The organism is Comamonas sp. (assembly GCF_036643215.1).
Lineage (GTDB): Bacteria > Pseudomonadota > Gammaproteobacteria > Burkholderiales > Burkholderiaceae_C > Comamonas.
Genome location: NZ_JAVXSJ010000010.1, coordinates 17852 through 33890 on the forward strand (window position 1 = coordinate 17852; position 16039 = coordinate 33890).

14 protein-coding genes are annotated in these 16039 nt (G+C 60.1%); 3 read left to right on the top strand and 11 right to left on the bottom strand.

What is annotated here, in order from left to right; genetic code table 11:
- Window positions 1-17: 17 nt before the first annotated feature.
- From miaA to RSF91_RS08880, 4 genes are all read right to left on the bottom strand, one after another.
- Window positions 18-1025 (bottom strand): tRNA (adenosine(37)-N6)-dimethylallyltransferase MiaA, encoded by a 1008-nt coding sequence (gene miaA / locus RSF91_RS08865; protein ID WP_332568071.1) that lies wholly within the window; start codon window positions 1023-1025, stop codon window positions 18-20.
- A gap of 119 nt (window positions 1026-1144) precedes the next feature.
- Complete coding sequence (locus RSF91_RS08870; protein WP_332568072.1) at window positions 1145-2467, bottom strand: sulfatase family protein; 1323 nt, start codon at window positions 2465-2467, stop codon at window positions 1145-1147.
- A 16-nt stretch (window positions 2468-2483) separates the two neighbouring features.
- On the bottom strand, window positions 2484-3482 hold the full coding sequence (locus RSF91_RS08875) for a tripartite tricarboxylate transporter substrate-binding protein (protein WP_332568073.1): 999 nt from the start codon (window positions 3480-3482) through the stop codon (window positions 2484-2486).
- 147 nt (window positions 3483-3629) lie between these two features.
- On the bottom strand, window positions 3630-4493 hold the full coding sequence (locus RSF91_RS08880; protein WP_332568074.1) for an alpha/beta hydrolase: 864 nt from the start codon (window positions 4491-4493) through the stop codon (window positions 3630-3632).
- A gap of 183 nt (window positions 4494-4676) precedes the next feature.
- Between RSF91_RS08880 and RSF91_RS08885 the strand changes: the two genes are divergently transcribed.
- On the top strand, window positions 4677-5552 hold the full coding sequence (locus tag RSF91_RS08885) for a methylglyoxal synthase (RefSeq protein ID WP_332568075.1): 876 nt from the start codon (window positions 4677-4679) through the stop codon (window positions 5550-5552).
- A gap of 25 nt (window positions 5553-5577) precedes the next feature.
- Here RSF91_RS08885 and RSF91_RS08890 read toward each other — a convergent pair whose 3' ends face one another.
- The 3 genes from RSF91_RS08890 to RSF91_RS08900 form a co-directional block, all read right to left on the bottom strand.
- Entirely contained in the window at window positions 5578-5943 is a 366-nt protein-coding gene (locus RSF91_RS08890; RefSeq protein ID WP_332568076.1) for a DUF5329 domain-containing protein, read from the bottom strand.
- A 92-nt stretch (window positions 5944-6035) separates the two neighbouring features.
- Complete coding sequence (locus RSF91_RS08895) at window positions 6036-6437, bottom strand: cupin domain-containing protein (protein ID WP_332568077.1); 402 nt, start codon at window positions 6435-6437, stop codon at window positions 6036-6038.
- Between the two features lie 110 nt (window positions 6438-6547).
- Window positions 6548-7564: a porin gene (locus tag RSF91_RS08900; protein ID WP_332568078.1), complete on the bottom strand. Its 1017-nt coding sequence runs from the start codon at window positions 7562-7564 to the stop codon at window positions 6548-6550.
- Window positions 7565-7937: 373 nt separating this feature from the next.
- Between RSF91_RS08900 and RSF91_RS08905 the strand changes: the two genes are divergently transcribed.
- Complete coding sequence (locus tag RSF91_RS08905; RefSeq protein WP_332568079.1) at window positions 7938-9806, top strand: hypothetical protein; 1869 nt, start codon at window positions 7938-7940, stop codon at window positions 9804-9806.
- Between the two features lie 68 nt (window positions 9807-9874).
- On the opposite strand, the gene gdhA is transcribed toward RSF91_RS08905, so the two are convergent.
- From gdhA to RSF91_RS08920, 3 genes are all read right to left on the bottom strand, one after another.
- Complete coding sequence (gene gdhA / locus RSF91_RS08910; protein ID WP_332568080.1) at window positions 9875-11221, bottom strand: NADP-specific glutamate dehydrogenase; 1347 nt, start codon at window positions 11219-11221, stop codon at window positions 9875-9877.
- Between the two features lie 682 nt (window positions 11222-11903).
- Complete coding sequence (mutL, locus tag RSF91_RS08915) at window positions 11904-14207, bottom strand: DNA mismatch repair endonuclease MutL (RefSeq protein WP_332568081.1); 2304 nt, start codon at window positions 14205-14207, stop codon at window positions 11904-11906.
- 115 nt (window positions 14208-14322) lie between these two features.
- Window positions 14323-14571: a hypothetical protein gene (locus RSF91_RS08920; RefSeq protein ID WP_198460674.1), complete on the bottom strand. Its 249-nt coding sequence runs from the start codon at window positions 14569-14571 to the stop codon at window positions 14323-14325.
- 377 nt (window positions 14572-14948) lie between these two features.
- Here RSF91_RS08920 and RSF91_RS08925 point away from each other — a divergent pair, with 377 nt between their 5' ends.
- Window positions 14949-15611: a DedA family protein gene (locus RSF91_RS08925; protein WP_198460675.1), complete on the top strand. Its 663-nt coding sequence runs from the start codon at window positions 14949-14951 to the stop codon at window positions 15609-15611.
- 151 nt (window positions 15612-15762) lie between these two features.
- On the opposite strand, the gene RSF91_RS08930 is transcribed toward RSF91_RS08925, so the two are convergent.
- On the bottom strand, window positions 15763-15978 hold the full coding sequence (locus RSF91_RS08930; RefSeq protein WP_332568082.1) for a glycine zipper 2TM domain-containing protein: 216 nt from the start codon (window positions 15976-15978) through the stop codon (window positions 15763-15765).
- Window positions 15979-16039 lie beyond the last annotated feature (61 nt).

Below are 16039 nucleotides of genomic sequence, written 5' to 3' on the forward strand. Positions count from 1 at the left end.
CTGGGTGTTGACCTCGCTCAGCGAGCGGCTTGCTGCGCTTCGTCAATAACGGCCATGGCGGCATCTAGCAGTTGCTGCTGGGCATCCGGTGCATCGCAGGCAATGGCACGGCGCTGGGGCATGGAGCGAAGCCACGTAATCTGGCGCTTGGCCAGCTGGCGGGTAGCAGCAATGCCTTTTTCGCGCAGCAGGTGGAGGTTGATTTCGGGCAGGTTGTGCTGCTCTTGCCAGTCCAGTTCTTCCCAGGCCTGACGGTAGCCCACGCAGCGCATCGATGGCAGATCCAGGTGCAGATCACCGCGTGCACGCAGTTGGCGTACCTCATCCAGAAAGCCTTGCTGCAGCATCAGATCAAAGCGCTGTGCAATGCGCTGATGCAGCCATTTACGGTCTTCGGGTTCCAAGGAGAAAAGGGCTGCAAGACCCATCTGCTCTGCGGGGCCTGCTTTGTTTTTTGTCGTGTGAAAGCTCGATAGCGGTTTGCCGGAAACATGCCAAACCTCCAGCGCACGCTGAATGCGCTGGCTGTCGCCGGGGGCAAGGCGCGCAGCGGTCACGGGGTCGACTTCGGCAAGCTTGGCATGCATGGCGTGCCAGCCCAGCTCGGCGGCTTGCGCATCCAGCATGGTGCGCACTTCGGGGTCTGCGGCGGGCATGTCGTCCAGCCCATCCATCAGTGCCTTGAAATACAGCATGGTGCCGCCCACCAGCAGCGGTATGGCGTTGCGGCTGCGGATTTCATCGACCCGCGTTTGCGTGTCACGCACAAACTCTGCGGCGCTATAGGACTGCAGCGGGTCGATGATGTCGATGAGGTGATGCGGCACGGCAGCCAGCTCTGCGGCGGTCGGTTTGGCCGTGCCAATGTCCATGCTTTTGTAGACCAGGGCCGAGTCCACGCTGATGATCTCCGTCTTCTGCCCGCGCTGCGCCAGCCGTTCAGACAGCGCCAGTGCCGCAGCAGTTTTGCCCGAGGCGGTGGGGCCGGCGATGGCGATACAGGGCAGGGGATGAGAAGCAGTCATGGCGCAGAAATCATTACAGGGCTGAGAGCCAAAAACAAATGGCCCGTGAGGCACGGACCATTTGCGTTTGCAGGCTGCAAAGGATAACGCACCCTATGCCTTCCCTAGAGCAGCGGGGCTTAGCCCTGTTTCAGGCTGGCAGGCACATAACGGTCGGCCTGAATGTCGGGCGACAGGCCGTGGCTGTAGCTTTCGGTGGTAATTGGCAGCAACTGCTCATTCCATTCTTCCCATTGCCTGCGCAGGCTGGTGAAGATTTCCGGCTGATGGTCCTTGAGGTTGGCGCGCTCTCGGGCATCCTCTTCGACGTTGAACAGAAACTCGTTGTCATTGATCTTGATGTATTTCCACGGACCCTGTCGCACGGCTCGCTGGGCTTGGGATTTGTAGCGCCAGAACAGAGTGCGTTCCTCGCCCGGTGCAACGCCTTCCAGAACAGGAAGGATGTTCTGGCCATCGCTGGGATAGTCGGGGTCTTGCCGGGCTCCGGCTGCAGCCAGCAGCGTGGGCAGCCAGTCAAAAGTGGCGGTGACCTGCTCCTGCACCTGGGGGTGAATGCGAGCGCTCCAGCGCAGCAGCGTGGGCACACGGATGCCGCCTTCCAGAAGCTCGGTCTTCTGGCCCGTGAACGGCCAGGTCTTGGAAAAGCGCTCGCCGCCGTTGTCGCTGGTGAAGATGACGATGGTGTTGTCGGCCTGGCCGCTGTCATCTAGCGCCTGCAGCACCTGGCCCACGGCCTTGTCCAGGGCCTCGACGATCTCGCCGTACTTCTTCAGGCTGCCGCCGTCGTAGTGAAACAGGTCCTTGATGCTGTGTGCGACATGCTCGTCATCCGGCCCCTCCCAGGGCCAGTGCGGTGCTGTGAAATGCAGCGAGAGGAAAAACGGCTTGGCGATGTTCTTGCGCTCTTGCACATAGCGCGTGGCTTCGTCGCCGAGGATGTAGGTGTAGTAGCCCGAGCGCTCCACAGGCTCGCTGCCCTGCCAGAGATCGCGGCCGAATTGCTCACCCACACCGGGCTTGTGTGTGAAGTAGTCGATGGCGCCGTGGTGGTTGCCAAAGAAATAGTCGTAGCCGCTGCGCTGTGGCCCATAGGAGGGGGGCTGGCCCAGATGCCACTTGCCAATGAGTGCGGTGTCGTAGCCGGCCTTCTTGAGCAGTGATGGCAGCGTGGGGTGGTCGGGCGGTAAGCCCAGCTGGCCGGCATAGCGCGCCAGCGGTTCTTCAAGACCTGCACGCAGACGGTATTGGTAGCGCCCGGTAATCAGTGCAATGCGGGTGGCTGAGCAGACGGCGGAGTTGGCATAGGCTTGATTGAAGCGCACGCCTTGCGCGGCAAGGCGGTCCAGGTGCGGCGTCTTGAAGTCGGTCGCGCCATAGACGCCAAGGTCGGCCCAGCCCAGGTCGTCGGCCAGGATGAAAATAATATTCGGAGCGGACATAGGTCAGTTGCAGTGTTTATTCGATGGAGAAACCTGAGGCCGTGATGACGGGGCGCCATTTGGCAATCTCGGCCACGCGCAGCTGCTCCAGCGCCTGCGGCGTGCGCGGGTCGGGTTGCAGAGAAAGCTCGGCCCATTTGGGCTGCAGTTTTGGGTCTAGCAGGGCCTGGTTGACTGCGTGGTTGACGGTTTGAATCGCCTCTGCCGATGTGCCCTTGCGGGCCCACAGGCTGTACCAGCCGCTGCCCGTGGCCTTGGGATAACCGGCCTCGGCAAAGGTCGGCACTTCGGGGAGTTCGCGGCTGCGCTGGTTGCCGAAGGTGCCCAGAATGCGCACCTTGCCTTCCTTGTGCAAGGGGCCGAGTTCGCTGGTGGTCTGAATCGCTGAAGCCAGCTGGCCGCTGATCAGATCGGTCATCATGGCCGGGCCGCCTTTGTAGGGCACATGCACGATGTTGATGCCAGCCGCCTCGCCCAGCAAAAGTCCGAAGAAATGGGGCAGGCTGCCCACGGCCGGGCTGCCGAAATTGGCTTGCTGCGGGTGGGCCTTGAGCCAGGCCACATATTCCTGAATATTGCGCGCCGGGTGCTTGGCCGGGACGGCCAGACCGAACTGGAAATGCGCGAGCAGGCTGACCGGGGCAAAGTCGCGGGCCGGGTCGTAGCCGGGCTTTTTGTAGACGATCTGTGAGAGCACCGGGGTGATCAGCGGCGCTATCAGATACGTGCCGCCATCGCTGGGCGCATTGAGCAGAATCTGCGCTGCAATCTGCCCGTTGGCGCCGGGCTTGTTGTCCACCACCACATAGTGGCTCTTGCCCAGTTGCGCGGCGATGTTTTCGGCCAGCACGCGTGCCAGCAGGTCAATGCCGCCACCGGCGCCAAAGCCCACCAGAATGCGGCTGGCCTGGGGCACGGAAGCCGCTTCAGCAGCCTTGGCCAAGGAGTTCAAAGAGAAGCTTGCGGCGCTGGCGGCAAGCAGCGAGTGCTGCAGAAAAGAACGACGGGAATGCATGGCGGTAGATCACAAAAGTGCGGCGCGTGGGCCAGTCCATGCATTCTGAAAAAATCTCTATAAAAAGAAAAATAATAAAAATTGGTTTTTAAATAACTGAAACATCTTATTTGACTCGGGCTTTGGCACTGTCGCGGTAGACCTAGCCTATCTCGCACCTAGCCCGAACAGCTCTTGCAGGGCCGCGCGGTATTGCTTGAGCGCCTTGCTCTGGGTGTTGTGGTGCGTGGCGCCATCCACCAGTAAAAAGCGCTTGGGCTGCTGGGCCGCGTCAAACAGCTGCTGGCCCAGCTGGGCGGGAATCAGCGGGTCTGCCGAGCCATGCACAACCAGCAGGGGCGAGCCAATGCGGGCCACTTTGTCCACGGAGTTAAAGCGCTGCGTAATCAGCCAGCCCACCGGCAGCCAGCCCCAGCGCATGGAGTCAAACACATCGGGGATGCTGGTGAAGGTGGATTCGACGATCACGCCCTGTTCATCATTCACGGCGCTAGCCAGATCAATCGCAATGGCGCCGCCCAGAGAGTGGCCAAAGATATAGCGCGGCTTGCCCGCAGCCTTCTGGCCCAGCCAGCGCCATGCAGCGCGGGCGTCTTCGGCGGCGGATGCTTCAGAGGGCAGGGCCTTACTGCTTTGGCCAAAGCCCCGGTAGTCCACGGCCAGCACCGAAAAACCCATGTCGTGCAGCCGCCTGATGCGGGGCGATGAACCCGTTACATTCCAGCGCGCACCGTGCAGAAACAGCAGCAGTGGCGCCTTGGTGTTGCTGGATGGCATCCACAGCGCATGCAATTTTGCGGCGCTGCCGTCGCTACTGCGAAAGTCAATCCACTGCTCCTGCATGCCTGCTGTGTTGGCGCCGGGCCAGCTGCGGTCGCTAGGCTGAAAAATCCACAGGCGCTGCCGGGTGTCCAGCTCGTTCAAGCCCCAGGTGGCAAGGCCAGCAAGCACGGTCAGCCCCAGCGCGATCAAGGCGCGGCGCAGACTCCAGAAGCGTGAGAGGAAAGGCATGGTTGAGTGATGTGCAGAGAGGGCGGCTGTCAAGTGCTGCGCAAGTATGGCTGTCTCAACCTGCCCGATTCATTTGCAGGACATGAATTGGCGATATTCTTGAGGGGTGTTTCAACGCACAAATCGATAGCTGGTTGTGCAGCATCTGTGAGCGCTTGAAGCCTGTTTGAGGATTAGTTCAATATGTCGATCTGCCTGGGCCTTGCGGCCAACAAACTTCATCACCAGACCGAGGACGCCGCGCTGTTTTCCTTGCTGCGCGCCTGCGAGGCTGGGATTCGCGAGCTCAAGCTCGGCTTTCATACCGTGGGCCGCACCTACGATGCCATCACGGCCGCCAGCATGCTGCAGGGCTACAAAGGTCTGGTGCGCTACCCCTATGGCCGCGAAGGCGGGCTGATGAAGCTGGTCGCCGAAGTGGTGGGTATGGAGGGTGACGAGCGCACGCTGGATGGCGCCATCTACCTGATGGACCCGGTAGACCCGTCTTCCATCTTCCCTGAAGCGCTGGCCATGAAGCGCCAGTGCGTGATTCACGGCAAGCCGTTTCTGTCTACCGTGGCATCCACGCGCGACTGGATTGAGATGGAGCGCATTCACGCCGGTTTTGCGCGTGACCGCAATGCAGACCGTTTTTATGACTATGAAAACCAGACGCTGGCGCTGATCGCCCACGACGCCATGAAGCCCACGATGATGGACTTTGCCGAGCGCAATTTCGATCTGCTCAGCCGCTACCGCCGCCGCGTGGGCACGGGCACCACGGGCCAGAAGCTCAACGAGATGGCCTGGAGCAAGGGCTGGCCCGCCGACAAGCCATGGGTGGATCGCTACAACAGCGGCCCGCTGGGCGGCGATGCGCAGATTGCCGACCTGGTGCTGGAAAAGCGCTGCCACCGCGCTATCTTTTTTGAAGACCCGCATGTGGCGCGCCAGCACGAAGCCGACATTCAGCTGCTAGAACGCGCCGTGACAACCGTCACGCATGATGCGGTGTGCAGCACATCGCCCAAGGTGGCGCAGCGCTGGTGCGATGCGGCGGTAAAGCGCGGCACCTGATAGCCGTCGAGCTGTCTAACGGCTTTTACCTGGCGCGATAGCGCATCAGTTCGGCCTTCAGCCAGGTCGCGCTGGGCTCGGCCTCCTTGCCGGCGCAGCGCACCTGATAAGGCTTATGGCTCATGCTGCTTTCGCTGGCGGCGCGGGTGATGAAGTCTTCAGACGTGACCAGCCAGCCCTTTTTGAGCAGGTAGTCATACTTGCCGCGCAGGTGGTCTGCCGCCTTGGCGCTGTCATACCAGCTGCCATTGCGCTGAAACTCGCAGCCTGAATTTTTAAGGTGGCTGATCAAATGCTCAATCTCCTGCGTGGCCGCAGGCGTGGGCTTTTCTGCCAGCGCGGCGCTGGTGGCTGCGCACAGCAGCAGGGCGGTAATGAGATGCTTCTTCATGGTGTGTTGATCGTACAAAGACAAAAGCCGCAGCGATGAGCTGCGGCTTTTTTACAGCACTTCTTTGGTACGCAGAGGTTTTTCTCAAACGTTCAAGGTGCAGGCGTGGCCAGTGGCTTGCCCTTTTCCACCACATACACGCCAATCAGTTTTACCGTGCCGCTGCTGGCGTTGTGCGCGTCATGAACCACGCCGGCGGGCACCACAAACGATTCACCGGCCTTGAGGGTGCGGGGCGGCTGACCGTCGATGAGCAGGTCCACTTCGCCTTCGCTGATGTAGCTGATTTCATCGCCGGGGTGGGTGTGGCGACCGGCGCGTGCACCCGGTGCTACTTCAACCTTGGCCACTACCGCCTCGCGGCCCGGCACCGATACATCGGCCTTGCCCACCATGGTGCGCGACAGGCCGCTGGCCTGCGCCATGGCACTGCCGCTGATGAAAAACAGGGCGCTGGTGCAAAGCAGGGCAGCGGGTTTGAGCAAGTGGCGCATGGCAGTCCTTGGGGTGAAAAGTCAAAGAAACTTTTGTACCCGCTGCGCGCAAGCGGTGCATGAGGGCTTGCCCGCTGCTGCACAGCGCTTTTTGCTGGGAAGCCGATTTTTTAGAAGTAGTGCCGTATGCCCATGGCCACAGAACGGGCGCCCACACCCGCCTCGCCCGTCAGATAGCTGGCGCGCTCGTGGTTGTTGACGCGGGTGTAGAGCGCGTAGAGCTTGGTGCGGGGATTGAAGTTGTAGTTATAGGCCAGCGTCCACTGCATGGCCTGCGTACCGGTCTCGCCGCCCACCTTGCTGGCATAGCCAGCGTTCAGGTGATATTCGCTGGGGCCGTTTTCATACTGAATGGCCACACGGCCCATATTGCGTGTGCGCTGGCTGCTATCAACCTTATAGTGAGCCTGATCCCAGCCACGGCTGTTCTGGATCAAACCGGCCAGCGTCCACGGGCCCGTGGTGTAGGTGGCGCGCAGGGTGGCTTGTTCGGCCACGCCCCAGCGGTTGTAGCCCATGCCCAGCGACAAGTTGCCCAGCGCGTAATTGGCAGCCAGGTCCCATGCGTTTTTGTTGGGCTCGGCCTGCTTTTCATGCAGGCTGGTGCCCAGCTCCACGGTCAGGCCTTGATATTCAGGCAGACGCCAGGACACGTGGTTGCTGCCATTGGAGACCCACGCATACAGCGCATCGGATGAGATGCCGGTGTCAAAGTTGTGCATGCTCACCACATCGGCGGTGGCGTAGTAGGCCTCGCTGAACATGTGGCCCATGCGCAGCATGCCGAAGCTGCCGCTCAGGTTCACCTCGTTCTTGCGATTGAAGTAGTTGCCACCGCTGTTCGCGCCAGTGTCCAGCTCAAAGCCGTGCTCCAGAATGAACCCAGCCTGCATGCCGCCGCCCAGATCTTCCTGCCCGCGCAGACCCCAGAAGGATTCGTTGCTGCGAAGGCTCTGCACGGCGGCCTGACCTTCGGTTCGCGAGCTTTCTACTGAAGTGTTGATACGGCCATAGATTTGCAGCGTGCCATTGGGCGCTTGCTGGGCATGGGCGGAAGCTGCGGAAATCAGCGCAGTCAAAGCGGCGGTGCGGGCAAAAGCCAGACGCCAGCGGGATAAAGCAGTCACGGGCAACAACAAATGCAAAGCGCCCGGCTGAACCTAGGGAGGGCCGGGCGCTGGAAGCGCGGTTCATCAGGGCAGGGGCCCGATGCAGGAAAGCTGTGAATCCTAGGGTAAGCCCGCTGTTTTTGCATACGTAGATTGCATACTGGCATGGCTGGCACAGGATTGTGGCGAGGGCGGCTTGCCTGGGGCCAAGTGCTGCAATGGCTTTATTTCGGGGCAGGGTCTGCAAACAAGTGGTCACCTCTGCGCGCTTTGAGGTGGCATATAGACGTTGGCGCGACCGCGTGTGAATTGACTCATAACTTGCCGGTGGACTCTATTTCGGTGACACCACGTAAGATGAAGGTATCAATACGTTACCGAAAGCTTTTGCATGATTCAGCAGCGTTGGAAGGTGATCATTCCCGTCACATTGGCTTTAGCTCTCAGCGGCTGCGACAAACTGTCTGCCACCTTTACTCCGGCTGCGGAGAGAATCAACAAAGCCTTTCCGCTGCCTGATGACGTCGCTCTCACGATCACCCGGTTTACAGAGTCTGCGGTCCAGAACGGTGATCAAGCGGCGGCGAAAGAGCGTATTGAGAGAATGATGCAAGTCAGAGCTCTGACATGTACCTCTGCGATCAATATTGGCCGCTTTGACTCGCCGGAGGATATTCGCCGCAAACCTGTTGATGCTGATTGCTTCAAAAAACAAGATGCGGAGATTGGCGATTGGGTCAGTCTTCAGCGCATTGCCGCGCTGTTGTCCAAGCCTCCCCTTTTTGCCTTGACTGAGCTAGGCCAGTTTCGGGCGCTGCCGTCTTATGAAGAAACCACGGTGGGCATCATCGCGTCCGCACAATCGAATGTTGCGCTGGTGCGAGGCAGTCGCGGCAGCTTTACTGCGATTCGTTTGCCGGATGGCAAGTCCATTCAGACCATTCGTGAGCAGCGATTCAACTGGAATGCCACAGCGCTATCCCCTAACGGCCGCGTCCTGATCGCCCAAGGGGAAACAGGGCGATCGGTGAAGGTCTATGACATCGAGACCGGTGCGTTGATATGGAACTCTGATCAATACACGGCACTGCTCTCCTGGCTGCCTAAGTCCAAGGCCCTGGTGATGGCTCGGGGCGGTACAGAGCCTGGCGCGGTTGTTTTGAGTCTTGAAACCGGAAAACTAACGCCCTACACCGCATCTATCAGAACTCCGCGCTGGAGTCTTGAGGTGCCAGGGGGCTCAGATCGCCAGCTCGTTGGCGGGGACTCTGGCGTAGCGTTGATGGATCACGCCAAGGAGGCGGATGGAAGCATCGTGTCAACGCAGGTGCAGTTCTGGCCAGTCACCAGATCAATGAGCTCGGGAAAGCCATCCCTGATGAGCAATGGCACAAAGCTTTTGTATGCCAGCTACCCGGGGCTGGGCTGGTTGAATATGACAACGGGCCAAAGCGGCTACCTGGATATGAACCTGCTGCGAGCGACAGACTTTGCTCAGATCAGCGACACCAGCCTGATCTTCTCGGTGCCTAAGCGAGACGCCCCTTACCAGAGAGAGGGGCGAGTGCTGGACGTTGAAAAAATGACCGTGGCACCAGTCCTGAACTCTGGCAACAATTTCGGTGCGATCCAGCCACTCGCACCGCGAGTCGGTTTTATGCAAACGGGAAATGTGGCCTCGGTGGGCGACAAGGTTGAAACCGGTGAACCTATAGGCCTTGAGCAAGCCATATCGGCCGCGAATCTTGAAGTTCAGCTGGCAAAACTGCAGCAGGTCCAAGCCCAGACCCAGGCTCAAGTTCAGGCGCAAGCCCAGGCCCGGGTGGAGGCTTCCGCTCCGACACCTATGCTGACTAACGTACCTGCTAATGCCCAGGTCGAGGTCATAGGCGTGTATGAGTCGAAATTTGGTATGCACGGAGCAGGCCGGGCGCGAACGTCTGGGCCAGTGAGGGTTACGGTCGCGCCTTCCTCCACGCCCTTGGTGCTGGTGCTGGCAAGCTATGAGCCGGTGCGCTGGTTTGTCGACAACTCTAGCAATCGCAAAATTTCAGCGATCCTCGTCTCCGGTGTTCATGAATCAGGCGTCACCGGTGCCAGAGGTGCCCAGGTGATCCAGATCGGATCGAAATATGCTTACAAACTCAACACGCCGGAATATCGAGACCTCAAAGCCAGCGTTGCGCAGTATGTCTCCAACCCGATTCGCACATTCCAAGGCACATACAGCGGCGAGATGTTTACGGTGAGCGGCCCCTGAGCAGAATGGCGGCAGACATGAAAAAAGGCCCCGAAGGGCCTTTTTGCGAGCAGATCAAGCGGTAAAGCTTAGATCACGCCTTGTGCCAGCATGGCGTCAGCCACCTTCACAAAGCCGGCGATGTTGGCGCCGTCGATGTAGCTCACGGTGCCGTCTTCGCGCTTGCCGTGCTTCACGCAGGCAGCGTGGATGCTTTGCATGATCTGCAGCAGACGGGCGTCCACTTCTTCAGCAGGCCAGGACAGGCGAGCCGAGTTTTGCGACATTTCCAGACCCGAAGTAGCCACGCCACCGGCGTTGGATGCCTTGCCGGGTGCGTACAGCACGCCAGCCGCTTCGAAGGCGCGGGCGGCTTCGTTGGTGGAAGGCATGTTGGCGCCTTCAGCCACGCACAGCACGCCGTTGGCGATCAGGGTCTTGGCATCGGCTTCGTTCAGCTCGTTCTGAGTGGCGCAAGGCAGGGCCACGTCCACCTTGATGGACCAGGGGCTCTTGCCAGCCAGGAATTCCACGCCGGAAACCAGCTTGGCGTAGTCGCTGACGCGGCCGTACTTGTGGTTCTTCACATCCATCAGGATGGCCAGCTTTTCGGTGGTGAAACCGGCTGCGTCGTACACGGTGCCCGAGGAATCAGACACGGTGACAACCTTGGCGCCCAGCTCCATGGCCTTTTCCACGGCGTACTGAGCCACATTGCCCGAACCGGACACGGACACGGTCTTGCCTTCGAACGACAGACCGCGAGTGGCCAGCATTTCACGAGCGAAATACACGGTGCCGTAGCCAGTGGCTTCGGGACGGATCAGCGAGCCGCCGAAGGCCAGGCCCTTGCCGGTGAACACGGAAGAGGCCGTGTTCGACAGTTTCTTGTACATGCCAGCCATGTAACCCACTTCGCGGCCACCCACGCCGATGTCACCAGCAGGCACATCGGTGTCGGGACCGACGTGGCGGTACAGCTCGGTCACGAAGGCTTGGCAGAAGCGCATGACTTCCGCAGGGCTCTTGCCCTTGGGGTCGAAATCGGAGCCGCCCTTGCCACCGCCCATGGGCAGTGTGGTCAGTGCGTTCTTGAAGGTCTGCTCGAAAGCCAGGAACTTCAGCACGGACTGGTTGACCGAGGGGTGGAAGCGCAGACCGCCCTTGAAAGGACCGATGGCCATGCTGTGCTGAATGCGGAAGCCGCGGTTCACTTGCACTTGGCCCTTGTCGTCAGTCCAGCTAACGCGGAACTGGATGATGCGCTCTGGCTCGACCAGACGCTCCAGCAGAGCGTGTTCAGCGTACTTGGAGTTCTTCTCGATGAAGGGCCACAGGCTTTCCATCACTTCGGTGACGGCTTGCAGGAACTCGGGTTGACCGGGATTGCGTTGTGCAACTTCTTCCAGGAATTGGCCTACGGACTCGTACTTCATAGAGAACTTTCTGACTGATCGGGATATACGCTGAAACTCGCGAAAACAAGATTATGCCGAAAAGTTATGCCTCTATGCATAGTTTCGGTGCATGTCGGCGCAATTCTGGTGCGTCGCTGCCCCAAAACAGGACATGGCGAAAGCATTTGTTCTTACTTTTCAGATATTTAGCGCTGTAGCTTAAGGTGAAGGATTTTTCATCAGCGTGTCGCAAAAAGTGCGAAGAACGCGTTGCAACAGCTTTGACTTGGCGAATCGCGGAAGTGAGGCCTTCACTGCTTTGCATTTGTGGTAGCACCAAAGTGGTGCATTTACAGCTTTTCAGGCGGCGCACCGGAACGATTCGGCGCGGCTTGCAGCAACCATGCAGCAGCCATGCAGCAAGCGCTGCAGCTGGGCGTTTCGATGGGTGGTGGCCAGTGCGCGTTCAGGGGGTGACGCTGTCCCTGTCGCGGCTTTGGTAGCTTTGGCGGCTGTACTGGGGCGCTGGCCAGATTGCCAGCAGCAGTGAATCAAACAATTGCTATTGATTCAAGAGCTGCTTTCGCCTGTATTGAATGAGGTTCAGATAGAAAATTATCTGAAGTCTATGAATACCTGGCGCAAGCAGCTTTTGATTTCATAGCGCAGGGGGGTAAGAATTCGCGTCTTCCCCTGCGCTTGCCGTTTTGCTTATCGCCCTTTAGCGGCCGCGCAGAAACAGCGCGTCCAGCTCTTTCATGGTCAGCTGGCGCCAGGTGGGGCGGCCGTGGTTGCACTGGTCAGAGCGCTCGGTAACTTCCATCTGGCGCAGCAGCGCATTCATCTCGTCGAGCGTCAGCTTGCGGTTGGCGCGCACGGCACCATGGCAGGCCATGGTGGCCAGAATTTCATTGCGTGCGCGCTGCACCACGGTGCTGGCGTCATGCTGGGCCAGTTCGCCCAGCACGCTGCGGGCCAGCTCCACTGCATCGCCCTGCGCCAGCGTGGCAGGTACGGCACGCACGGCCAAGGTCTTGGGTGAGAAGGGCGAGACCTCCATGCCCAGCGCCAGCAAGGTGTCGGCATGGGCTTCGGCGGTGGCCACTTCTTCACGCGTTGCGGCGAAGGTGGCCGGAATCAGCAGGGGCTGGCTGGGAATGTTCTCTTCGCCATTTTCCGTATTCACCGCATTCTTGAGCTGCTCATAGACGATGCGCTCGTGGGCGGCATGCATGTCTACGATGATCATGCCCTGACTGTTTTCGGCCAGGATATAGACGCCATGCAGCTGTGCCACGGCACGGCCCAGCGGCCAGACAGGGGCGGTGTCTGCGCTGGCTGGGTGGGCGGTGGTGGCTGCTGCTGGCGTTGCGGCAACGGGAGCAGGCGCTGGTATTGGTGCTGGTGCGGGTTGTGCTGCGACTTTCACTACCGATTCAATAGCTGCTGGCGCTTCTTGCACCTGCGCTACAGCCGCTTTTCGCTGAAAGTAGCTGGACTGGCCCGATGGGCGCAGCTTGATGCCGTTGTCTTGCTCGACAGGGGCGGGAACAGGGATAGGGGCTGGCACGGGTGCCGCAAAAGGCTTGTCTGAAGTGACTGGTGCAGCGACAGGCGCAGCAGGTGATTGCACCACAGGGGCTTGCGCTGGCATGGCTGGCGCGGTCACCGCTTCGGTTTCTGTTGCTGGCGCTGGCACTGCTTGCGCGATGGGTGCTACTGGTGCTTCAGTCTCAACCACAGGCGTCTGCTCGCGCATGGGCTCCCAGAGCTTGGCCAGATCGCTGACCGGGTTGCCGACCACGGGCTCGCCAAAACTCATACGTGTTTGCGGCCAGGCGGGAGCGGCAGCAGTTGCGGGCTTACTGGCAGCGGCGGCAGATTCGTCGCTCAAACTGGGCTGGCGTGCGGCTTCTTGCGCGGCGGCTTCCACCACGGCGGCAGCGCGGGGCGCGGCCAGTGCGTTTTCAATGGCGTGACGCACGGCCTGATGCACTTCGCGGCTTTCGCGAAAGCGTACTTCGATCTTGGTGGGGTGCACGTTCACATCCACACGCGATGGGTCGATCTCGATGTAGAGCGCGTAAATGGGCTGTTTGTTGCCGTGAAGAATGTCTTCGTAAGCAGCGCGCGCGGCGTGCGTCAATACCTTGTCGCGCACAAAGCGGCCATTGACATAGCAGAACTGATGGTCGGGCTTGGAGCGCGAAGCATCGGGCACGCCTGCGCGGCCGGTGACATGCACGGGGCCGGACCAGTGGTCGACGATGACGGAGTTCGCGACAAATTTTTCGCTCAGTACATCGGCCAGTCGGCTGGCGATAGCTTCTTCGGGCGTGCCGGTAGCGGCGCGCCATTGCTCGACCAGCTTGCCTTCATGCCAGATGGCAAAGCCCACATCGGGGCGGGCCAGCGCATGGCGGCGTACAGATTCAACGCAATGCGCCAGCTCGGTCGCATCGGTCTTGAGGAATTTACGGCGGGCCGGGGTCGAGAAGAACAGCTCTTTGACTTCGACCGTGGTGCCCTGGTTGCGGGCGGCAGGGCGCAGCTCGCCGCTGCGGGCATCCAGCAGGTAGGCGGTGTCTTGCCCAGCCGGGCGCGAGAAGATCGAGGTTTCAGACACCGAGGCAATGGCGGCCAGCGCCTCACCCCGGAAACCCATGGTGGCCACGGTTTCCAGATCGTGCAGATCGGTAATCTTGCTGGTGGCATGGCGGCGCAGGGCCACGGGCAGTTCGTCACGCGGAATGCCGCAGCCGTCGTCTTCCACCGCGATCAGGCGCACACCACCGGCCAAAAGGCGCAAGGTGATCTGGCTGGCACCGGAGTCCAGCGCGTTATCGACCAGCTCGCGCACCACAGATGCGGGGCGCTCCACCACCTCGCCGGCGGCGATCTGGCTGATCAGCTCATCGGGCAGGTCGCGAATAGGCCGACGCGGAGAATCCGCGGCCGCAGCCTGTGCAATGGTTTCGGAAGGGGTGGAGGAGAGTTCAGGGCTGGATGCGTTCACATCGATCATTCTAGGCGTGCGCGCAAGCCGGCTGGCGAGTGAGTTTTTGCGTGAGCGCTTTTGGCCGCCCAAAAACAAAAAGAGCTGCCATGAGCAGCTCTTTAATCAGCCTCTGAAAGAGGGCTTAGTGGCGGTGACCGCGGCCACCCTTGGTCAGCTCATTGCCGACCAGCGCGCCGGCGGCAGCGCCACCGATGGTGCCGATAGGGCCGCCAAACAGCACATTGCCGACAGCGCCACCAGCAACAGCGCCAGCGCCGATGCCCACTTGTTGACGGCTGGGGCCATGTGCGCAGCCGCCCAGTGCCAGAGCGCCGGTGAGTGCGACTGCCAGAGTCAGGGCCTTGCCGTAGCGCGTAGTGATCTTGTTCATGCTCGTATTCCTCTCGTCGTGCTAGTTGTGGGGAAGCGGTCCGGTCTTTGCAGACTCCCCAGAATTGAGGAGGCGCCAGACGCTGGACTTGCGGGCCTTGGGCCGTGTTCTGGACAGCAATGCACGGCTTGCTGTCTGACACCGCTACTGTGCCAGCACAAAGTGCAAGCTGACGTATTGTTGACGTATAGATTTATCAAAACTTGTAACAAACACTGCTTTGGTGCCTGTGATTGTTGCAAAGGGAAAGCAACTGTGCCCGGAACATCAAAATTCCTAGCAGATCAGCGGCTCAGGTACAGGGGCTTCTGCCAGTCGCAGTACATTACGTGCCGGCATGCGCTGGTATGCCTCTTCTTAATTTTGAGGACTGTGTTTTGGAAATCATTCAGTTTCTGATCGACTTCATCCTGCATATCGACAAGCACCTGGAAGCATTTGTTGTGGCTTATGGCCCCTGGGTGTATGCCTTGTTGTTCATCATCGTGTTTGTGGAAACCGGCGTGGTGGTCATGCCCTTCCTGCCCGGTGATTCGCTGATGTTCATCGTGGGTGCACTGTGCGGCGCCGGTTACATGAACTACCCGCTGGCCGTGGTCGTGCTGCTGGCTGCCGCCATTCTGGGCGACCAGAGCAATTACACGATTGGCCGTTATCTGGGGCCCAAGGTCTTCCAGTGGGAAGACTCGCGCTGGTTCAACCGCAAGGCCTTCGATCAGGCTCACAGCTTTTATGAGCGTTACGGCGGCGTGACCATCATCCTGGCGCGCTTCATGCCGTTTATTCGCACCTTTGCCCCCTTTGTGGCCGGTGTGGCGCACATGGACCGTGGTCGCTTCAGCATGTTCAACGTGGTGGGCGCCATTCTGTGGGTGGTGGGCATCAGCGCGGCGGGCTACTTCTTCGGCAATATGGAATGGGTGAAGAACAACCTGGAAAAAATCATCTGGGGTCTGATTCTGGTGCCCGGCCTGATTGCCATCATCGGCGCATGGCGTGCGGGCAAGGCAGAGAAGGCAGACAAGCCCAAGGCTGTGTGATCTGCAGTTTTTATAGCGCCTTGCGCTCATCAGATAAGCGCTAGAGCCTTGTTTGATGCATAAGAAAGCCCCGGCATGCCGGGGCTTCTTTTTTTTAGGTGAATGGTTGTGAAGGGGGCCGCTGACGTCTCAAGGCTTGGGTTCGCGGCGCTTATTGGCGCTTGCCCACTTCGTTGCCAATCAGCGCACCAGCGGCTGCACCGCCCACGGTGCCCAGCGTGCCGCCAAACACGGCATTGCCCACCACGCCGCCAGCCACGGCGCCAACGCCGGTGCCAACTTGAGCATTGGTGGGAGAGGTAGAGCAGCCGGCCATGAAGAGGCTGAGGGCTGCAGAGACGGTTAACGCCAAGGTTCGCAGTTTCATGAGGTCTCTCCTGTATCGCTGCCGCGAGGACAGCTTTTTGAAAACAGGCTTTGATAGTGAA